The 22,207-nt window shown below is 30.7% G+C and carries 16 protein-coding genes, 2 tRNA genes and 1 riboswitch; of the genes, 7 read left to right on the top strand and 11 right to left on the bottom strand.

Translation table 11 applies throughout. The features are described from left to right. Positions 1 to 399 precede the first annotated feature (399 nt). The 4 genes from ACMHJW_RS07430 to ACMHJW_RS07415 all read right to left on the bottom strand — a co-directional run bounded on the left by ACMHJW_RS07430 (position 400) and on the right by ACMHJW_RS07415 (position 9,452). Positions 400 to 1,890, bottom strand: coding sequence for a RagB/SusD family nutrient uptake outer membrane protein (locus ACMHJW_RS07430; RefSeq protein ID WP_413532775.1), 1,491 nt, complete (start codon positions 1,888 to 1,890; stop codon positions 400 to 402). A gap of 12 nt (positions 1,891 to 1,902) precedes the next feature. Further along, positions 1,903 to 4,926 (bottom strand): SusC/RagA family TonB-linked outer membrane protein, encoded by a 3,024-nt coding sequence (locus tag ACMHJW_RS07425; protein WP_413532774.1) that lies wholly within the window; start codon positions 4,924 to 4,926, stop codon positions 1,903 to 1,905. 430 nt (positions 4,927 to 5,356) lie between these two features. Beyond that, positions 5,357 to 6,721, bottom strand: coding sequence for a DUF5689 domain-containing protein (locus tag ACMHJW_RS07420; RefSeq protein ID WP_413532773.1), 1,365 nt, complete (start codon positions 6,719 to 6,721; stop codon positions 5,357 to 5,359). Positions 6,722 to 6,743: 22 nt separating this feature from the next. Beyond that, positions 6,744 to 9,452 (bottom strand): carboxypeptidase regulatory-like domain-containing protein, encoded by a 2,709-nt coding sequence (locus tag ACMHJW_RS07415; protein WP_413532772.1) that lies wholly within the window; start codon positions 9,450 to 9,452, stop codon positions 6,744 to 6,746. Between the two features lie 90 nt (positions 9,453 to 9,542). Here ACMHJW_RS07415 and ACMHJW_RS07410 point away from each other — a divergent pair, with 90 nt between their 5' ends. Together ACMHJW_RS07410 and trpA are read left to right on the top strand one after the other, a co-directional pair. Next, positions 9,543 to 10,748, top strand: coding sequence for an endonuclease (locus ACMHJW_RS07410; RefSeq protein WP_413532771.1), 1,206 nt, complete (start codon positions 9,543 to 9,545; stop codon positions 10,746 to 10,748). 1 nt (position 10,749) lies between these two features. Next, positions 10,750 to 11,517 (top strand): tryptophan synthase subunit alpha, encoded by a 768-nt coding sequence (gene trpA, locus ACMHJW_RS07405; protein ID WP_413532770.1) that lies wholly within the window; start codon positions 10,750 to 10,752, stop codon positions 11,515 to 11,517. A gap of 51 nt (positions 11,518 to 11,568) precedes the next feature. Here trpA and tyrS read toward each other — a convergent pair whose 3' ends face one another. Further along, a complete protein-coding gene (gene tyrS, locus ACMHJW_RS07400) occupies positions 11,569 to 12,864 on the bottom strand; it encodes a tyrosine--tRNA ligase (protein ID WP_413532769.1) in 1,296 nt (431 codons plus the stop codon). Positions 12,865 to 12,994: 130 nt separating this feature from the next. Between tyrS and ACMHJW_RS07395 the strand changes: the two genes are divergently transcribed. Genes ACMHJW_RS07395 through mvaD form a run of 3 tightly spaced genes read left to right on the top strand, consistent with a single transcriptional unit; the run spans position 12,995 to position 15,987 of the window. Continuing rightward, positions 12,995 to 13,897: a CorA family divalent cation transporter gene (locus ACMHJW_RS07395; RefSeq protein ID WP_413532768.1), complete on the top strand. Its 903-nt coding sequence runs from the start codon at positions 12,995 to 12,997 to the stop codon at positions 13,895 to 13,897. Between the two features lie 6 nt (positions 13,898 to 13,903). After that, the gene (locus ACMHJW_RS07390; protein ID WP_413532767.1) at positions 13,904 to 14,905 is read left to right on the top strand and encodes an NAD-dependent epimerase/dehydratase family protein; all 1,002 of its coding nucleotides are present in this window, start codon (positions 13,904 to 13,906) and stop codon (positions 14,903 to 14,905) included. Positions 14,906 to 14,919: 14 nt separating this feature from the next. Next, the gene (gene mvaD / locus ACMHJW_RS07385) at positions 14,920 to 15,987 is read left to right on the top strand and encodes a diphosphomevalonate decarboxylase (RefSeq protein ID WP_413532766.1); all 1,068 of its coding nucleotides are present in this window, start codon (positions 14,920 to 14,922) and stop codon (positions 15,985 to 15,987) included. Positions 15,988 to 16,046: 59 nt separating this feature from the next. Here the strand turns inward: mvaD and ACMHJW_RS07380 are convergent, their stop codons facing one another. Beyond that, a complete protein-coding gene (locus tag ACMHJW_RS07380; RefSeq protein WP_413532765.1) occupies positions 16,047 to 16,949 on the bottom strand; it encodes a ketopantoate reductase family protein in 903 nt (300 codons plus the stop codon). A 168-nt stretch (positions 16,950 to 17,117) separates the two neighbouring features. Between ACMHJW_RS07380 and ACMHJW_RS07375 the strand changes: the two genes are divergently transcribed. Then, a complete protein-coding gene (locus tag ACMHJW_RS07375) occupies positions 17,118 to 18,551 on the top strand; it encodes an amino acid permease (RefSeq protein ID WP_413532764.1) in 1,434 nt (477 codons plus the stop codon). 65 nt (positions 18,552 to 18,616) lie between these two features. On the opposite strand, the gene trxA is transcribed toward ACMHJW_RS07375, so the two are convergent. The 5 genes from trxA to ACMHJW_RS07350 all read right to left on the bottom strand — a co-directional run bounded on the left by trxA (position 18,617) and on the right by ACMHJW_RS07350 (position 21,398). After that, a complete protein-coding gene (gene trxA, locus ACMHJW_RS07370; RefSeq protein WP_413532763.1) occupies positions 18,617 to 18,973 on the bottom strand; it encodes a thioredoxin in 357 nt (118 codons plus the stop codon). Positions 18,974 to 19,208: 235 nt separating this feature from the next. Then, positions 19,209 to 19,844, bottom strand: coding sequence for a suppressor of fused domain protein (locus ACMHJW_RS07365; RefSeq protein WP_413532762.1), 636 nt, complete (start codon positions 19,842 to 19,844; stop codon positions 19,209 to 19,211). Between the two features lie 83 nt (positions 19,845 to 19,927). Next, positions 19,928 to 20,000: transfer RNA gene (locus ACMHJW_RS07360), tRNA-Met, on the bottom strand. A gap of 6 nt (positions 20,001 to 20,006) precedes the next feature. Further along, a tRNA-Met gene (locus tag ACMHJW_RS07355) sits at positions 20,007 to 20,079 on the bottom strand. A 167-nt stretch (positions 20,080 to 20,246) separates the two neighbouring features. Beyond that, complete coding sequence (locus ACMHJW_RS07350; RefSeq protein ID WP_413532761.1) at positions 20,247 to 21,398, bottom strand: LOG family protein; 1,152 nt, start codon at positions 21,396 to 21,398, stop codon at positions 20,247 to 20,249. Positions 21,399 to 21,484: 86 nt separating this feature from the next. After that, positions 21,485 to 21,626, top strand: a riboswitch (cobalamin riboswitch). Positions 21,627 to 21,745: 119 nt separating this feature from the next. On the opposite strand from ACMHJW_RS07350, the gene ACMHJW_RS07345 reads away from it, so the two are divergent. Continuing rightward, a complete protein-coding gene (locus ACMHJW_RS07345) occupies positions 21,746 to 22,159 on the top strand; it encodes an acyl-CoA thioesterase (protein ID WP_413532760.1) in 414 nt (137 codons plus the stop codon). The last annotated feature ends 48 nt before the right edge of the window (positions 22,160 to 22,207 follow it).

Here is a 22,207-nt window from a genome sequence, read left to right as displayed (position 1 = left end):
AAAAATAAATTTATTTTTTTATCAAATATTTAACTTTATTGATTGAATAAATATATTTTATTTAAAAAAAAACAAAAAAATTATCATTTACATTTTTAATTCATAAAAAAATCACACTTTAATTTTACTAGAAAAAACTTATTTATATTATTGTTTTTTAACATATTTTATCAATAATTTCGAAAATCTGAATGATAAAATTTCAATTCATAAAAAATCTTATAAGTTTTTTATTTTATAATAGTGTATAATTAATTATATTAATAAAAAAAGACTTTTTCCCAAATTATAAAAGGCTTTAGTTTTTTTCATACTTAAGATTTCTAATTACCTATCTTTAAAATAAAAAAATGGCTATCTGTAAAAGATAGCCATTTCGATATAAATATAACTGTGTTATTAATAACCAGGAGTTTGTGTCATGTTTTTGTTTTTATTTAAAACAGTTTGCGGAATTGGTAATTGCCACTCACGTGCACCAACTTTTAAAACTTGTTCAGAAGATGGAATTCCCGAACCATCTGCCAAATATCCATTACCACTACGTTTTATACCACTTGTATAAGCTGAAGATATACCAGAAACTCCTTGTAAACGTTTCAATGTAAACCAACGATCTCCGTTTTCGAAAGCTAGTTCTTTACGACGTTCTAATTGAATTGCATCAAAAATAGCAGTTCCAGTTTCACCTCCAGTAAATTTAGAATATCTTACTTTTCTCAATCTATCTAAAGATGATAATGCTGATGCACTATCTCCTGATAAATATTGAGCCTCTGCTAAGTTAAGAATAGCTTCTTCAACACGTAAATAACGTCCATTATTCAAACCTAACTTCACTTTACCATTAATGTATTTATTTACAGCAATTGTTGCTCTGTCTTCATCATTTGCTGGATGATAAATTTTAAAATAAGCATTTACACGCTCACTCTCAGTTTCCTGATTATATAACGCATAAAAATCTTTATCAACCCCGTATTCAATAATGATCTTTTCGTCTGTAGCACCTTGACTAAAACTTACTCCAATTGTTGGATCATCAGTATTTAAGAAAGGTATTTCAAATAAAACTCCTTTACTATTTTCTGAAGTCCACAATCCTTTTAAATCAGAAGCTTCTGCCGGAGCAACTGCATCAACAGCAGCTTTAGAAAATTCGATTGATTTTTTATAATCTCCTTTGTATAAATATACTTTTCCTAATAAAGCTTTCGCAGAATATTGATTCAATTTCGCTGTATTACTATTTGAAGCACTTAAAAATGGAATTGCTTCTTCTAAATCAGCGATAATTTTATCATAAGATTCTCCGATTGTTTTATCGCGAGATATTTCTGCTTTAGGATCGTATTTATCAACATAAGCAATACCTACTGTATTTATTGCATTTGCAGATTGTGTTGGAATCTCAGCGTATGTTCTTGCAACCTCAAAATGAGCTAAAGCACGAACTGCTTTTGCTTGCGCAATAATATTATTTTTGAATTCACCATCTTGTAAATTATTCACATTTGCTAAAATTAAATTAGCTCTTGAAATAATGTTATAAGAAGTTGAATATATATCAGTTGGAACTGAGTTTGAGTTATAAGCCCAAGTATGTGCTCTTTGTCCAGCATTACGACCTTGTTGATCTAAAATCAAGTTATCAGCCATAATATCTCCAATAGAAATAATATCACTTGAATTACTTGACCCAAAGTAATACCCAGGCTGAGCAAAACCTTTATAAACTCCATTTAAAGCTGTTGTAAAATCAGATTCAGTTTTATAATAATCACTAAATTCAATTTTATCGTATGGTCTTTGATCGATATCGTCGTCACTACAAGATGTAAAACTTAATGCACATGCTAATAATGATAAGATTAAAATATTTTTTTTCATTTGTTACTATTTTTAGAATGATACATTAAATCCGATTGAATAAGAGCGTATTAATGGATATGAAAACGCTGTAAAAGAGTTAGAAACATAACCTGCTGAAGTAGTTTTACTACCTTCACTTGATCCTGTTCCAGCAATTGGATTTCCATGATAATTAGTCCATAAAGCTAGATTTTGAACTTGAGCATACATTCTCAAATTTTTAATAACAGTTCCTTTAACTAATTTTGAAAAATTGTAACCTAATGATAAACTACGAAAAGCAATATAATCTGACTTTTCTAGATATTTTGTAGAATACTCAGCTCCATTAACATTTGGACGAGCAAATTGAGCATTATCACCTTCTTTTGTCCAATAATTAGCCGCTTCAACTACTTTATTATTTGTTGAAACAGGATCTGTTAAATATTGATATGTATTATTGTACATATAACCTCCAGCTGAATAAGTAAAGTCTGCATTTACATCAAATCCATAGAATTTTGTATTTAAACCAAATCCACCCATTAATGTAGGAAGAGGCGTTTTGTTTGTTGATACAGCATCACCACCATCGTATACATCTGTTACATTACCATCTTTGTCGAAATACAAATCTTTTCCAGTATCAGCACTTACACCTGCATAACGAACTAAGTAGAATTGATATGGTTTACCACCTTGAACGTGTGCTAAACTTTCGTAAGAACTATTAACTAGCAACATATCTTCTCCTTCTGCAAGTTTATTTACTTTGTATTTTAATGATGTAACATTTCCATAAACAGATAAATCAAAGTTTTTAGAACGAATAACATCGTAATTCATATCAAACTCGAATCCGTTTGTAGATAATTTACCAGCGTTTACATAAGTTGTAAATCCTCCTGCTTCAACTGGTAAATATTGATTAAAAATAAAGTTAGATCTTACATCGTTAAAATATGCAAAAGCACCTGTCAATCGACTACCGAAGAAACCATAATCTAAACCGATATTTAATTTTCGATTCGTTTCCCAAGTTGTATTTGGATTTGATAAGTTTCCATCTGGAAAAGCTGTCGCTTGTCCATTGTATGTTTTATCTAACTGTAAAAGTGTTAGGTTAGCATAGCGTGCAATTGCAGAATCGTCACCAACTTCACCATAAGAGGCTTTTAAAGTTAAATTACTAACAACTTTTGAGTTACGTAACCACTCTTCTCTTGCCAAATTCCAACCAAGAGATGCTCCCCAAAATGTTCCGTATTTGCTATTCAACCCAGCTAAAGAAGTTCCATCACGACGAATATATGCATCTACAAAATATTTGTTTGCAAAATCATAAGATGCAGCTCCCAAATAACCAAATTTTGTTACTCTCCAACGATCTGTATATGAATCTTGTCCTATATTTACTGCTAAACCTTGTGTAGATAATTTATCATTTGGAAAACCTGTTCCATACAATGCTATTGAATACAAACTCTGATTAATATATTCAGATGCAGCTGTTACACGTAAATTATGTTTACCAAAACTATTCACATAAGAAACCTCGTTACGCCAGTTGTAATCAAAACGATCTGTACTTTTATCAGTTTTAGAACCTCCATCTCCTAATAATTGAGAAAGAACTGCAGATGGTTTTAAATAATTTTCGTATTGTATTCTATTGTATGTAGCTCCTAAAGTTGTACGAGCAGAAACATTTTTCCACAAATCAGCTTCAACAAAACCAGTTCCATAAATACGTAAAAATCTTGACTCAGAATCTGTTTTCTCCATTTCATCTGCCACAGCATATCCCATTGTATTACCAGCAGAATTATAAATACGGTTACCGTCAGCATCTAATGCTATATTTCCATCTCCGTCTAATTTATAGAAAGATGTGTATGGACGATTTAATAAAACATTATAAAACGGAGATTGAGCATTAACACGATCACGAGGAGCGTCTAATGTTGTATAAGACCCATTTAAATTAACCCCATATCGTAACCATTCTTTCGCTTGACTTGTAATATTTAAAGAAGCTGTAATTCTCTCTAATCCGTCATAATACTCAACAGCACCTTCATTTTTATCATACCCGATAGAGAAGTTATGAGAAGTATCTCCGTCATTTTTATTTACAGAAATATAGTGAGACGAAGTAATTCCATTCTTGTATAAATTATCAGACCATTTATGGTTATTCTTAGATAAAGCAGCAATATCTTCAGGAGTACGAGCAATACCTAATCCCAAAGATTTACCATCTGCTCCTTTCAATTGACTTAAACCATTTTGATAATTCAACAATTGTTCTGCATTCATCAATTTGATATTAGGTAAATCCATCATTTCATTTACTCCAATACGAGCTGAATAAGAAATTGTAGATTCACCTTTTTTAGCAGATTTTGTTTTCATGATGATTACACCATTCGCTCCACGAGAACCGAAAATAGCTAATTGAGAAGCATCTTTCAATACTTTTACTTCTTCAATATCAGCAGGGTTTATTGCATTAACATCATCTGCCGACATATATGTCCCATCAACAACGTACAACGGAGATTTCACACCACCATTTAAACCAATTGCTCCACGAATAGTAACATTAGCAGTTGATCCTGGAGCACCACTCATTGCCTGAGAAGATAACCCTGCAACTTTACCTCCAATCATTTGATCAATAGAAACAGATGGATTCATCTGTTCTAAATCTTTTGCTTTTACAGTCGTAACACCTGATTTAGATGGAGCGTTGAAAATAGATTTTACAACTACTTCATTTAAATCAACTGGTCCGTTTTGCTTTACAGCATATTTTAATGTACCTAAACTATTACTAGTTACATTAAATTCTTTTCCATTTACAACTAAAATATCACCAATTTTAGCATCAATATCAAATTTCCCATCTTGATCAGTATAGACAACTTTATCAGTACCTTTTACAGACACTTCTACATCCGCTTCCGGAAAATTATCTGCGTCATTAACAACACCTGTTACTTGAGCAAATGCAGCTGTCCCTAAACCTAAGAAAGCCAATATACCCAAAGATGTGATTCTTCTCCTCATAATCTTATTTTTAAAAAATAGAGAGCAAATCTGCAAAATAAATTTTACCAAAAAAAGAAAAAGATAAATAATTACTTAATTATTGAAAAAAGACAGTTTTTATTTTTATTTATCATTTTTTAAATGAATAATTCATTAAAATTATTTTATTTATCATTTTTAACATTTTTTAATAAAATAAAGAATAAATTAATTCTATAAATTTTAAAGAGTATTAAAGTCAATAATCTATATGATTAAATTATTGATTGAATTTTTATACTAAAATGAGTTAAAAATTGATGTATATTTTTTCATTTTTTTAACGATAACTAAAATTTAAGGAAAAAAATAATAACAAATAATATTTAGAATTGAAATAAAAAAAGTCGGAAGATTCTTCTTCCGACTTAAAATATTGTTAATTTATAAATATTGAATTTATCTCATTTTATTTTACAAACTCAACGTCATCAATATTTACTCTTAATTGGTTTTCTGTTGATCTTAAGAAAGATTTATTAACTAATTTAACCGAAACTCTTTCTGTTGCGGCTGCATTAATAGGAAACTCTAATAAATTTAATTTTCCTCTTTCACTTGTTTTTTCACCAACTGATTTCCAAGTAGCTCCAAAATCTGTAGAAATTAACACTTCTAATTTTATTTCTTTATCAGCATCAGCACCTTCATTAAAGGTAGCTCCTCCGAAATAAACTTTTAAAGTTTTAAGTCCTGTTACAAAGAATTTTGATTGTATAAATGCTTCTGTTGTAGAAGATCCTCTTAAACGAACTGAACTTGTTCCTGATAATTTTAAATCGCTAGCAGATGGATCAAAAACTCCTCCATCAGAAAAAATCCAAGTTCCTGTTGTTAAAGCTAAATCTTCAACACGGTAATTATTTTTCTTTGCCAATTCGAAATCTTCCTTAGTTCCGTTAATTTCTACTGTTCCTGCAGGTATAACGACAAAACGTGGTTGATCAAAATTTACATCTTTTGTATCACGAATAAATACTTGATATCCTCCTGTGAACTTACTTACTAAGACTGTAATAGATCCACTTCCTGTAGGTAATTTAGTTTCTGCAAAGTTTGCAAATTTACTATTTCTTAAATCTGTTTCGTTTCCATTAACATCCATTAACTTGACATTTACAGCATTTGCTGTTGCTCCTTTTGGATAATATGTCTCGTCTTTATCTGGAGATTTGAATTGAACATTTTTAATTGTTACTAAAGTATTGATGTTTTCTGGAGTAAATGCTTCTTCAAGACTATTTACAACTTTAGGAGCAATTGCTTGAATAGGATCACAAGTTTTCACAAATACTCTCTCTCTCAATTCTTTTGGCATACGATCTAAGTCGAAAGTTGAATCAGCTAACTTTGTTCCAATTCTAATTGTACCACGATCTTCAGCTACTTTTAGACCTTTCAAGTTCACTTGAACTGTACTACCTATTGGATATAATCCATAAACAGGACGTTCACCTAATTCTATTTGTATACCAGCTGTCGCTCCAGAAGCTTTGTCTTGGAAAGAAATTGTATTTGCTAAGTTTCCAGATTCGTCACTTGTTATCACAACTCCTTCAACAATTAGATTATCTGCAACCATTCCGTTTTCATCAACTTTCAAGGTTTTATTTGATACTTGATCTAATAATTCTTTAATTGTAATGTTTGTTTCTTTTTTTTGTGGACATTCTAAAGATGGAATTGAATAATCGTCATCTTGAACACACGATTGTACTGTAAATAAGCCTAAACTTAAGGCTGTAGCTATTGTTAATTTTGTTATTGTATTCATTGTATTTTTTCTTTAAAATTGATTAAAATCTGAAGTAAATGTTTGCGAAATAAGTTGTTCCCATTCCATACCATAATTTTGGTCCAAATGTTTTTTGATAAGTAGGATCTATTGCATTTGTATATTTCCCAGTTCTCATTTGTTCAAATCCTCCAGTCACATAATCTTTATTATTTAATACATTGTTAATTGTTCCTGAAATTCCAGCAGAATATTTACCAATACGAAATGTTTTTCCTAAGTTAATATTCAACATGAATTGATCATCCATTTTTGGTTGTCTAAGAACATCTTTTAATCCTTCTTCTGTAATCCCTGCAATAGGATAATCAGTAATTTCTGATCTTACGAAGCGTTCTGTTCTTCTGTATGCAGCAATATCTAGATAATTATTCATCAAATAATTACCAGAAACACCAACCCACCAGAATTTTGGATCACGGTATTCAGCGCTTAAAGAAAATCCTGTTTGCGGACCTCCACCTAATTTGTAGTTTTTAATATAGGCTGTTCCAAAGTTTTTATAAGGAACTGGATTATCTCCTTTTGTATAATCATCTGAATAAAGATTATAATCAGCATTATCTTTATAAACATACTGACCAATAGCAGCAACAGCAGAAATAGTAAGCACTGGCAAAACTTGAGCTTCTACAGCGAACTCTCCTCCTATATATTCTTTTCCTACACCCGTTAAAACTTCAGAAACAAAAACTTGTTCATTTTCACCATCGATGTAACCAAATGACTTTTTAATTTCGTCTTTTGTCCTTGTATAGAAAGCAGTTGCACGTGCTTTGATTCGTGGTGCTCTTAAAATGTAAGATAAATCACTTGAGAAAATTTTTGCACTTTTCACTCCATCTACAGAAACATCATTTACACGAGCATTTGGGAAAATTTCATCAGAAGTTGGTGCTTCTGTTTGATACATTACATTTGCTTGCACAAAATTTCGTCCATCTAATTTTACTAAAAAGTTAGATTTTACTCCAAAATCTAAGAAATCGTATGTTTTACTTTTTCCGAAAGAAGAGTCACTATAAATTCCATTTCTATACTTACCATTTCTGTAGAATTTTGTCATTGCAGCTTTCATCCCTATCGTAACATCTAAAAATTTTGATTTTACTTTAGATTGAGCATACAAATCAGCATAATCTCTGTTAATCTCATAATTATAACCATAACGGTCATCCTTATAAGAAACCATATTTGGGTTATTAGCATCAATAGGTTTTCTATAGAAACTATCTTCTCCTTTTACGAAACCTCCGCCTAATAAATCTTCTACTCTACGAAATAATTCTGATTTTGTTTTTTGATAAGAAGCTGCTAAAACAACATCAATGTTTGGAGCTAATTCTGTTTGAAAGTTTGTGTATGCAGAATATGTTTTATCTTTATTCACATCACTTCCCAACCAAAAAGCTGAATAACCTTCTGAAATTCCTTCATTGAATTTATACAAAGAATTCCAATCCAATTGTGAAGCTGTTCCATTTAACCATGAAGCTTGATTCTTAGCTTGAGAAGGTAAATTTCTATAATATAAAGGAGATGGATTATAAGCATTGTACCAATCTAAACGAGAGCTACTTTCTTCTCCAAATTGGTAAGAAATAGTCGTTGTTAATTTAGATTTATTGTTAATGCTCCAATGGTGAGTCAACATATTTATTGGCTCGAAAGTTTTCTTTACACGCTCGTTACGTTTTTCGCCATCTTGCCAACCCCAATATCCATTATAATATGTTCCCATTAAATCGACAACTTCTTGTGTATTTGGAGAACCCGTAGAACGACGAGTTGGAGCACCAAAACTTGTAAAGTTTAAGGTATGCTTTTCATTAAACTTTTTCTCAATACCTAAGTAATAAGCATACGCATCATAAAAAGTACCTTCTATAATACCTTCATCAGCCCAACGTCTACTTCCAGAGACCATAAATGCCCAACCATTATCCATTAATCCTGTATTGTAAGTTAACATTACACGATTTCTGTAAGAGCGATTAGTGCTAGAATAAGCTAAGCTAGTTCCTTTACGCATTGTTGAAGGACGAGTATCAAAATTTGTTACTCCTCCTAAATCTCCAAAAGCATAATTAGAAGGTTCTATTCCGTACGTTAATTCTTCTGGACGACGAGTTACGTCATTCAAACCTCCCCAGTTATTAAAAGTTGCACGACCATTATCCATTTTGTTCATACGAACTCCATTAAATAATACGTCATTATACTTGTTATCTAAACCTCTTGGTTTAAACCAATACGAACCTAATTCGTATGCAGAAACGCGAGCAAAAACATCGCGAGAAGATTGTAAAAGTCCTGAATTTGAAGCAGTAGAACTTTCATCATCAGACAATTCATCATCTGTTAATGTAATAATTCCAACTTCTGCTGTATTTGGATTAAATGTTAATTTAATATCACCTAAGTCTAGCTCTTTTTGCCCTGCTACAGTGATTTCTTTTTCATAAGGATCATATCCTACGCCATAAACTTGAAGTTTGTATGTTCCATCTGGAATATCTACAAACTGAAAATAACCTATACGATCGGTGATAGCAGCATCGCTTACTGCTCCTCCGTCCAAACGTACAGTGAGGTTATAAACCTCTTCACCTGTAGCAGCATTTTTTGCCACTCCAGTAACCTTTGTTTGCGCTTGTGCCATAGCAACAGTTGCAGCAAAGACTGAAAGACTTAACAATAATTTGTTCATTCAAACGAATTTTTATTTATAAATTAGCTATTTATTTCCTTCATCGAAAAAATAGGACAACAAATTTAGCAAATTCATAACTATTAACATATGTTTAAAATTAATAAATCTTTAACTTTATTAATAATTTTTAATTTATTCTTAACACTAAGTGTTAAAGCCCAGACTAAATATTCAAGTGCTACTGTTGCTTTTTATAACGTCGAAAACATTTTTGATACGATAAAATCAGTAGGTTATATTAATGGGAATTTACCATATAATGACAAAAATTATCACATTCAGATTCCAGAATCTGATATTTCTAAGTATGAAACTGAAGAATTCAAACAAAGTTATACGTACGAAAACATTAAAGGAAAAAAAATAATTCGTCCTTTAATTCTTCAAGATGAGTTTTTACCAAACGGAAATAAAAAATGGAATACACAAAAGTATTTCCAAAAAATCAACAACATTTCAAAAGTCATTAGTGAATTAGGAACTGATGTTACAGGTTCTGCTCCAGTTATTGTAGGTATATGCGAAATTGAAACTAGAGAAATTTTAGAAGATATCGCAAATAGTTCTGCTTTGAAGAAATATGATTATGATGTTGTACATTTCAACTCATTTGATGCCAGAGGTGTAGATACAGGATTATTGTATCAAAAATCTCGTTTTAAAGTAATTGATGCAAGACCTCATCCAATTTTCAACTATGATTCTGATGGCAAACGTAGATATACACGAGATATTTTACAAGTAACAGGTTTACTAGATGGAGAAGAAATTACATTTTTAGTAAATCACTGGCCTTCTCGTAGTGGAGGAGAAAAAGCATCTATGCCTGCTCGTATAGAAGCTGCTAAAGTAATGAAAGGAATCTTTGATGATTTAAAATCGAAAAATCCAAATGCAAAAGTAATTGCAATGGGAGATTTTAATGACGATCCAATTTCTCCAAGTATTAAAAATACATTTAATCCAGCCGGAGAAATGTCAAAAGTAACAGAAGGCGGCTATTACAACCCAATGTTACCTTTATATAAAAAAGGAATTGGAACATTAGCATATCGTGATGCTTGGAATTTATTTGATCAATTTATTTCTACTTCATCATTAGTAACTAAAAACAAAGATTATTCATCTTACAAAATTTACAAAACAGAAGTATTTAACAAGAGTTATTTAATAGCTACAGAAGGTACTTACAAAGGTTTTCCAAATCGTATGTGGAGCGGTGATACTTACCGTGCAAATGGTTATTCTGATCACTTTCCTGTTTACACAATTTTATTAAAACAAGCAAAATAACATGAATAAGTTAGAGCAATTATTTTCAAAGAAAAATAATCAACTCATTACGATATACACAACTGCTGGATATCCAAATTTAGCAGATACTCCGGTAATTCTAAAAGAATTAGACAAAAACAAAGTTGACATTATAGAAGTCGGAATTCCTTATTCTGATCCTTTAGCAGATGGACCAACAATTCAAGCTACAAGCGAAAAAGCTTTAGCAAATGGAATGACATTGGATATTTTATTTAAACAATTAAACTCTGTTAAAAATGAAATTTATGCTCCAATTGTTTTGATGGGATATTACAATCAAGTAATGACTTTTGGTTTAGAGAAATTCTTACAAAATTGTGAAGAAAGTGGTGTTTCTGGTTTAATTTTACCAGATATGCCTTATGAAATATACTTATCTGAGCATAAAGAATTATTTGAAAAATACAATCAAAAAGTTACTTTTTTAATTACTCCGTTAACAACTGAAAAACGTATTAAAGAAATAAATGATGCAACATCAGGTTTTGTTTACATCGTTTCTAGTTCTGCTACAACAGGTGCTACAACATCCAATTACAATGAAGAATTTTTATCAAATATCAAAAATTTAGGTTTAACAAAACCTCATCAAATTGGTTTTGGTATTTCGACAAAAGAAGATGTTGAAAAAGCTTGGGAATTTGCAAATGGAGCCATTATTGGAAGTGCTTTTCTAAGAGTTTTAGAAAAGTCTGATGGTAATTTTTCTTCCGCTATAAAAGATTACATTCAATCTTTAAAATAAACAAAAAATCCTCGCATTTGCGAGGATTTTTTGTTCTTTATTATTTTTATTTTATTCTACAATTAAAATAAAATAATTCTTTTTACCTTTTTGTAATAAGATATATTTATCTGCAATTAAATTTTCTGTTGTTAAAACAAAATCTTCTGTAACCTTCTCTTTATTTACAGAAATTGCATTTGCTTTCAATTCGCGACGAGCTTCTGAATTTGATTTTAAGAAACCTGATTTTTCAGCTAAAGCCGCAACAATATCCAATCCTTCTTCGATATCAACTTTTGCAATTGTCGCTTGCGGAACACCTTCAAAAACTGATAAGAAAGTATCTGCATCTAATTCTTTCAAATCTTCAGAAGTTGATTTTCCAAATAAAACTTGAGATGCTTTTTCTGCTTTACGCAATTCTTCAACACCATGAACTAAAATCGTAATTTCAGTTGCTAATTTGCGTTGCAATTCACGTAAATGTGGCTCTTTTCGATGATTTTCAATTAAATCATCAATTGCTTCTTTTTCTAAAAATGTATAAATTTTGATGTAACGTTCTGCATCTGCATCAGCTTGATTCAACCAAAATTGATAAAATTTGTAGGAAGAAGTACGATTTTTATCTAACCAGATATTTTCACCTCCTTCAGATTTTCCAAATTTAGTTCCATCTGCTTTCGTTGTCAATGGACAAGTAAATGCAAAAGCTTCACCTTGAACTGTACGACGAATTAATTCTGTTCCTGTTGTTATATTTCCCCATTGATCAGAACCTCCCATTTGCAATTTTGCACCTAATTCTTTATACAAATGCAAATAATCATATCCTTGAATCAATTGGTAAGTGAATTCTGTGAAAGACATTCCAACATTTGATTCTGAAGATAATCGAGATTTTACAGAATCTTTTGCCATCATATAATTTACTGTAATATGTTTTCCGACATTACGTGCGAAATCAATGAAAGAAAAATTCTTCATCCAATCATAGTTATTCACTAACAAAGCAGAATTCCCATTATTTGTTTCAAAATCTAAAAAACGAGCTAATTGAGCTTTGATTCCAGCTACATATTTATTCAACGTTTCTTCATCTAACAAACTTCTTTCTGCAGCTTTACCAGTTGGATCACCAATAAAACCTGTTGCTCCACCAACCAAAGCGATTGGACGATGTCCGTGACGTTGCAAATGAACCAATAAGAATATAGGAACCAAACTTCCCACATGAAGAGAATCTGCAGTAGGATCGAAACCTACATAACCAGAAGTCATTTCTTTATTTAGTTGTTCTTCTGTTCCTGGCATAATATTGTGAACCAGTCCTCTCCAAGTCAATTCTTCAATTAATGGATTCATAGTTTATTCAATGTATTTTTATTCTAATTTTAACGAGTTACAAAGTTATACTTTTTCAGTAGATTATAAATGATGATTAAAAATAAAAACTATTGTGATATATTTATTTAAAATATGAAGACGACAATACATGCAAACTATTTTCGAAAATGAAAAATTCAAATGGATTAATTTATTCAATCCTACAAAAGATGAACTAGACGAAATTGCAGCAAAAAATTCTTTCCAAAAATTAACGATAGAAGATAGTTTAGAACCTGGACATTTACCAAAATATGAATCTGATGATCAAAATGTTTCTTTTTTATTGATTCGCTTTTTTAACAAAGAAAATCGCATATTAAGAAATAACGTCAGAGAATTTAGCCATAAAATAAGTATCTATTTCGGAGCAGATTTTATTGTAACCGTTCATCAGAGAGAAACCGATATTTTTGATAAAATTCAGAAAAACTTTTTAGCAAATATAGAACCTTCAAAAGTTATGATTAGAGGAATTCTATACAACATTATTTCTGAAACGATAAAGACTTATGAAGATCCAGCTTATCAAATGGACAAAGAAGTAAATCAACTCGAACATTTGATTTTTATAGATGATTTTAGAAAAATTGAACTTTCTACATTATATAAAGTTAAGCGAGAGGCAAATGCTTGCAAAAAAATATTAGATTATACGCTTGAAGCGCTAAAAGAATATCGTGCAGATAATAAAAAGACAAGTTCATCGCAGGATTTGTATGAAGAAAATGTAAAAATGTTGCATTTGCATTCTCAGATTGTAGATGATGTACAAAGTTTACTTTCAATTTATCTTTCTTTAAACGGACAAAAATCCAATGAAATAATGCAAACACTTACCGTTTTCTCTGCATTTTTCTTGCCCTTAACATTTATCGCTGGTATTTATGGTATGAATTTCGTTTTCATGCCTGAATTAAATTACAAATTTGGCTATCCAATTTGTTTACTTGTCATGTTATTAGTGGTAATTTTTATTTACTTTTGGTTCAAGAAAAAAAGATATTTATAATTCAGTATGATTTTCGTAACAGGAGGAACAGGTTTAGTTGGAGCACATTTGTTAGTAGAATTAGCAAAAAAGCAACAACCAATTCGTGCTTTAAAACGAAAAACTTCGAATATAAAAACGGTCGAAAAACTCTTTGAAGAACAAAATGTTTCGCAATATTATCAATTTGTAAATTGGGTTGATGGCGATTTATTGGATGTAACTGAACTTCCAAATTTATTAAAGGGAATTGATACAATTTATCACGTTGCTGCTTTTGTTTCATTTGATGAGCGTCAAGAAAATGAAATTTTCAATACAAATATTTTAGGAACGGAAGCTTTAGTTAATGAAGCGATTGATTCTGACGTGAAAAACTTCTACTTCGTTAGCTCTATTGCTTCGATGGATGATTTGAATCCTGTAACGAAAATGATTGACGAACGTTCTAGTTGGAACAATAGTTTGACACATTCTTCTTATTCCATCTCAAAATTTAGAGCTGAAATGGAAGTTTGGCGTGCTTCTCAAGAAGGTCTTAAAGTTATAATTATTAATCCTGGCGTTATTATCGGAACTTTAGATAAAAAAAGCGCGAGCGAAAGTTTGTTTCAACAAAATTCTTCAAAGAATGATTATGCAACTTCTGGAGGAACAGGTTTTGTTGACGTACGCGATGTGGTAAAGATTTTTTTAGAATTAATCGACAAAGAACTTTATAATCAAAAATTCATTGTAGTTTCTGAAAATAAAACTTATCGAGAAGTTCTTAACCTTGTTGCAACCAATAATAAACATGCTGTAAAAAATGTTTCGAATACAACATTAAAAATTATAAAAAATCTTTCTGTTTTTAGTCGAATTTTTGGTGGAAAATATATCACAAAAGCGAATTATAATTCATTAACAAGTTTTACCAAATACGACAATTCTAAAGTTAAAAAAGTACTTCAGTACGATTTTATTCCAATAAAAGAATCGATTGATTATCATTATAAACGTTTTCAAAAGCTGAATTCTATAAAATAGTTTACTTTTGTTTTATGCTACAACAATTCATTTCAACTCTTTCAATAACTGCTTCTGAATTAAAATCAGGAAGCGTTTCTGCTAAAAGTCCATCAAATATTGCATTGGTAAAATATTGGGGAAAAAAGAAAAATCAAATTCCAACCAATAGTTCAATTAGCTATACATTAACAAATAGCTTTACTGAAACAGAATTAAAATTTTCACCAAAAACTTCTGATCATTTTGAAGTTGAAGTTTATTTGGAAGGAGAATTAAAAGAAAGTTTTGCTCCAAAAATCATTACTTTTTTTGAACGAATTACAGCTTATATTCCATTTCTGAATCATTTCAAATTTGAAGTTCATACACATAATTCTTTTCCTCACAGTTCTGGAATAGCATCTTCTGCTTCAGGAATGTCGGCTATGGCATTATGTTTAGTTCAGATTGAAAATATTTTGGGTGCAAATTTATCTGAAAAAGATGCGCTTAAAAAAGCTTCTTTCTTGGCGCGTTTAGGTTCTGGAAGCGCTTGTCGTTCTGTTTACAAAGGTTTGGTTGAATGGGGAGAAAATGATTTTATAGAAGGAAGTTCGGATTTGTTTGCGACAAAATATCCTGATGCTGAAATAGATGATGTTTTCAAAACTTTTCACGATACGATTTTATTGATTCACGAAGGTCAAAAATCTGTTTCTTCTACAGTCGGACACAATTTGATGAATGGACATCCTTATGCTGAACGTCGATTTATAGAAGCGAATAAAAACTTGAAAGCTTTATTGCCTATTTTAAAATCTGGAGATATCAAAGCTTTTGGAGAATTGGTAGAACATGAAGCCTTAACATTACACGCAATGATGATGATGTCGAATCCTGCGTTTATTTTAATGAAACCAAACACGGTTGCAGCTTTAGAAAAACTATGGGAATTCCGTCGCGAAACAGGAAATCATTTGTACTTTACATTGGATGCTGGCGCTAATGTACATTTATTGTATCCTTCGCAAGATGCAAAAGAAATTGAAATTTTCATCGAAAATGAATTAAAACAATTCTGTCAAAACGGAAATTATATAAAAGATAAAGTGAGTTTTTAATCACTTAAATTTTCATAAAACCTTGACAAAACTCTTATGTTTGTCAAGGTTTTTTATTTTTAATATGTTTCTTCAATCGATTTTACCATATTATAAATGAAATCATTGTAAGGTGTTGATATATTATATTGATTTCCTAAACGAATAATTTCTCCTGCAAATTCATCAACTTCTGAATATCGTTTCACTTCGCGATCTTGCAACATAGATGTTTTTCCATTTTCATCTATAACTTTCATTGTCGATTTCATACGTTCTACTTCTTCTGCTCCTATCTCAACTCCATGAGCATTACCAACCGCAAGTACTTCTTTAGAAATCATATCCATCAATATTTCGAGATGTTGATTGGTACGAAATTGTCCATAAGGAAACTCCAATAAAAATGTCAATTGATTTCCTACAACATTTACCAAATATTTTGCCCATTGCGCTTTTTGAATATTAGTTGACAACTGATTTGGAATTTCAGCAGCATTCATCAACTCATGTAGATCGACCAATTTATCTTGGTTAACTTGATCCATTTTTCCGAAAATGATTTTTCCAATACTCGAAAAAGTAACACGATTATCCACTTTTACCGCATCCATATAGGCAACCGCATTTACAACACGATCCCAACCAAAATAATCTGCCAAAATACGTTCAGAAGAAATTCCGTTCATCAAACTTACAATCATAGTATTTTCACCAACAAAAGGCTTCATATCTTCGATCACTTGCTGTAATTGCGAACTTTTCACAACTAAAAATATATAATCTGGATATTTATTATTTTCAACTTTTGTTACATAATTAAAATCGTACGCTTTATCATTTACAAAAACTTGTGATTTCTGGTATCGATTTTTTCGGTCTTCATTTACAATTACACTTACAATTTCTGGATTATAATCATAAAAACTCGCTGCATATTTTGCTCCTAAAGCTCCTAATCCAAGAAAATAAATTGATTTCATTTTTTGTTATTTTGAAGATAAATTTAAAATAAAATCTTTAACATTTATGAATTTAAACACTTGAAAAAATTAGAAGTTTTCTAAATTTTAATTCAAATAAGACAATTCTTCAAATTGTTCTTTTTAAAAATTCTTTTTACATATATTTAACAAATTAATACATCACACGTGAGTCAAATAGAAAATAACAAAGAAAACGAATTACAAAGAGGTCTTACGAACCGACATATTCAATTGATCGCTTTAGGTGGCGCAATCGGAACTGGTTTGTTTTTAGGAATTGGCCCTGCGGCTGTTCTTGCTGGACCATCTGTTATTTTGGGTTATGCAATTGCGGGAATCATTGCTTTTTTTATCATGCGTCAATTAGGAGAAATGGTTGTTAACGAACCAGTATCAGGAAGTTTCAGTCATTTTGCTTACAAATATTGGGGTTCTTTTGCTGGTTTTGCATCTGGTTGGAATTATTGGATTCTTTATGTTTTAGTAAGTATGTCCGAGCTGACTGCAATTGGTATTTATGTTCAATTTTGGTGGCCAGAAATTCCGCTATGGGCTTCGAGTTTATTCTTTTTTATTATAATTAATGCCTTGAATTTAGGCTCTGTAAAAATGTTTGGAGAAGCCGAATTTTGGTTTTCTATCATTAAAGTAATCGCGATTATCGCTATGATTATTTTCGGAGCATATCTCTTAATTAGCGGAACTGGAGGCGAGCAAGCTACAATACAAAACTTATGGAACAACGGAGGTTTTTTTCCTAAAGGTTGGCTATCTGGGGATCGTGAAGGCGGTTTTAGCGGATTATTTGCTGCAATGGCATTGATAATGTTCTCTTTCGGAGGTTTAGAATTAATTGGAATTACAGCAGCGGAAGCAAAAAATCCAGAAAAAACAATTCCGAAAGCAACTAATCAAGTTATTTACAGAATTTTAATTTTCTATGTTGGAGCATTAATTATCTTATTCTCTTTGGCTCCTTGGGCAACAATTACAGATAAAAGTAGTCCTTTTGTCATGGTTTTTGAAAACTTGAATCATTTGAAACTGAATATTCTTGGAAATACAATTGATTTCTCGAGATTAATAGCAAATGCGCTGAATATTATTGTTTTGACAGCAGCTTTATCTGTTTATAACAGTTCTGTTTACAGCAATAGTAGAATGCTTTATGGATTAGCAGAACAAGGAAATGCACCAAAATTTTTAAAACGATTAAACAAAAATCATGTTCCTGTTATGGCAATTTTAGTTTCATCATTTTTTGCTGCAATCTGTATTATCATCAATAAAGTAATACCAGAAAATGCTTTTCATGTTTTAATGTCTTTAGTTGTATCTTCTTTAGTGATTAACTGGATTATGGTCTCGATAACGCATCTTAAATATAGAAAACAGAAAAGTTTAGAAAACACAAAAACTCTTTTTCCATCTTTTCTTTATCCTATCAGCAATTATATTTGTCTTTTGTTCTTATTAGGAATATTAGTTATTATGTGGTTCACAGGACTGAAAATTTCGGTTGAGTTAATTCCTGTTTGGATCATTTTTCTTTATATCGCTTATCGAATTGTAAAAAAGAATAAAAAAGAAACTTTATAAAACAAAAAATCCGCTCTTAGAGCGGATTTTTTTTATAGTCTACTAAAATGCAAACTTATCTTTTTTTAAATATATTTCTTTATTTCTCCTACCAATTGTTCTTTTGGTCGAGCTCCACTTTGTTTCCATAACAATTGACCATTTTTGAAAATAGCAAAAGTCGGAACTCCTTGAACTTGGTATCGTTTAGCTAAATCTTGGTATTTATCAATATCTACTTTTAAGATTTTGACATCATCTCCCAATTCTTCTTTTACTTGCTGCAATATTGGTCCCATCATTTGACAAGGTCCACACCATGTAGCAAAAAAATCTAAAAGAACAGGTTTATCTGAATTAATAATTTCTTCGAAAGTCATTGTTTTTGATTTTTGTTGCTTTATTGATTGATTTTTATTTCGGTTGAATAAATTTTTAAACATCTTTATTTTATATCATTAAATATACTAAAAAAAGCACTTCCGAAGAAGTGCTTCATAATTAGCTTTACTAATTATTAACCTAACCTATGAAAAATTTATTCTACTGTTAGTGCTACTAACATTTAGATATAATCAAAACAAATACCAAGTTTAAAATACTGACAGTGTGTTTATTACATTTAACATAATTTAAGAAATAGGTTAACGTAAATATGTTTAATTCACAAAAATTTCGCTATAATTCGCAAACAAATTTAGGATTAACTGACTTTATATCAGCTAACACTGACATTATTTCTTCTTTACTAGAATTATCTTCTAATCTTTTCAATTGTTCAGAGTTTAGCCCAACCATTTGTATAAATGTCACTTTACCATGAGGTGTATCAATCTCATCTAAATCATCATCTTTGATAAAAGCCAAACCAACAATATCCGTTTCTGTATCTGTACGAATTGGTCCTCCTAATGGTAAAAATTGATATTCATCGAACCAAACTTTTGTTTCGTTCACAAAGCGACCTAAATTATTCATTAATTGAACTACCCAAAAAGGATCTTCTCCATTATCGTCTTTAACAGGTTTTACGCGGAAAGAAAACTCAAATCCCCATTTACTAAAATCTGCTCCTACACTTTCCTCTGAATAATACAAATGTGACATTCCATAACTTACCAAATGATAATAGCCATTCACGTCAAAAACAGCAACTCCATCAATCGGATCTTCTCCTCCTTGAAAAGACATTACTTGTGGCGAATAAAAACGAGGTTCTAATGTTCCATAAACCTCTTTTAAGCGATTTTCAATCGCAATTGCACCAACAGCTTGATCTGATTTATATTGTTTTTTATATTCTTCTAAATTCATGATACAAAAATAGTTTATCCAATCTTATTTCTCAGTTAAAGACATAAAAAAAGAGAGCTTCTTATTAGAAACTCTCTTTGTAGTAGCGAGGACCGGACTCGAACCGATGACCTTCGGGTTATGAGCCCGACGAGCTACCTACTGCTCCACCTCGCGATTTAGTAGCGAGAACAGGACTCGAACCTGTGACCTTCGGGTTATGAGCCCGACGAGCTACCTACTGCTCCATCTCGCGTTATTGGATTGCAAATATACAATCATTATTTAAAATCCCAAACATTATTCCAATTTATTTTATTTTATTTCAAAAAAAAGAAATTAAATCATTGTAAAATATTAAAATAAAGAACTTTATAAATTTTTAAATATTTGAAAATATTTTCTGAAAAACTAAACTCTATTTCAATTAACCTTGATTGGTGGATGTTTTTCAATAAAATCAATTGCTGAATCTGCACTATCTGTTAAAAATAATAATTCTTTGTAAGGTTTACCAATTGCCAACTGATGCAATACAGAATAAATTGCTGTATCTTCTACATAGCGTTTTTTACTCAAGAAAATCATTGGACTATAATAGCCTGAAGTTCCGTAATGATTTTGTGCTGCTTCTTGAAAAATTTCTTGCGTTGTTCCTGCACTTCCCGGCGCATAGACCAAACCAAATAGACTAATTGTTAACAACATATCTTCTCGAATGCTATTAGAAAAATATTTTGCGATATTCGTTGCGAACAAATTACTTGGTTCATGACCATAAAACCACGTCGGAATTGCCAAACTTTCTGCTCCATTTGGATAAAGTTCTAAAACTTCTTGTGCATTTGTCATGTAATTTCTAGCTAGATATTCAGTTTTATTCTCATCAATAAAATCTAAATTAGCCAAAATACTAATTGCATTCATTAAATCATCATCAGAATAATTTGCCATATAAGCGCCTAAATTTGCCGCTTCCATAATTCCAGGACCTCCACCAGAAACAACAAAATATCCTTTTTCAGTTGCTAACTTTGCTGCTTTTGCAGTCTCGTTATAAAATTCAGAATTGCGTGCTGTAGAATGTCCTCCCATAAAACCTACAACCTTTTTCTTTGTCATTCCATTCTCATCATATTCTAAGATTCTACGCAAACCATCATCAATAGACAAATCATGTAGACGTTGCGCTAAAGCTTCAGAAACAGGCGGATTATATTTATAATTTTTGAAATGATTATAGATTTTAAGATCAACACTTTGATCATTATTTGAATCATAACCTTCCATCAATTCTTGCCAAGTATATAATTTCCCACGATAAGGATTGTACGGAATTGATTCGAATTTTGGATAAACAAATGCTCCATTTTCAATTAAATAAATCGCTTCATGTTGCTTAAATTTACAGCCTAAAAACGAGGTATTACATAATTTATAATCTTCCCAATTAATCTTTTGATTTAAAAAATTAACATCTTGAATTACTTTATTTGTTAAATCTTTGGTTTGAGAAATTAATTCTTTCCACTCTTTTAAGTTATGAATTAAATCTTTTATTGGTTTTATTTTCATTTTATAACTTACTTCTATAAATTTTTATGAAAATGAATTTACACGAATTATTCCAAATCAACGAATTCGGAACAATAAATATCTAAATTATCATTTTTCTAGTCTATATTTGCAGCAAATTCGTGCTCAATTTATTGGGGAATCGTGTGTAAATCACGAACTGTCGCGCAACTGTAAATCAATCTTTTTTGAGAAGTCAGAATGCCAGTAAATAGAGTTAATAATTAATCAAAAGCTTTCGCGAAAAAAGTTAAAATTATATTTTATGAAACCATCAAAACACTACAAAAAAACATTATCACAATTAGAATTAATTAAGAAAAGTTACGCATAAATAAAATATGATAATGGAAGTGGAAAAAACACCAAGAGAAGAATTGATAGAACAACGTATCATCAATTCGGAAACCCGCGTTTTCAAAGCTGTTTTCCCTGGAGATACAAATCATCATAATACCATGTTTGGAGGATCGGTGATGTATTTGATGGATGAAATTGCTTTTATGACAGCAACTCGTTTTTGTCGCAAACCTATTGTTACAGTTAGTAGCGATAAGATAGACTTTAAACATTCTATTCCTGCTGGAACTATTGTAGAATTTGTAGGAAAAGTTGTGCGCATAGGACGTACAAGTTTGGATGTACAAATTGACGTTTACATTGAAAGCATGTATAGAGATGGTCGAGATAAAGCTATATCGGGAACTTTTACTTTAGTTGCTATCAACGAAAATAAAAAACCTGTTCCTGTTATCGATTAATATAGAAAATAGCTGTATAAAAATTTAATCCTTTATCTTTTTTGATAA

This window comes from Empedobacter brevis (genome assembly GCF_965118635.1).
GTDB lineage: Bacteria > Bacteroidota > Bacteroidia > Flavobacteriales > Weeksellaceae > Empedobacter > Empedobacter brevis_A.
The sequence above is the reverse complement of the archived record's forward strand: the minus strand, read 5'-3'. Positions and strand labels throughout refer to the sequence as shown.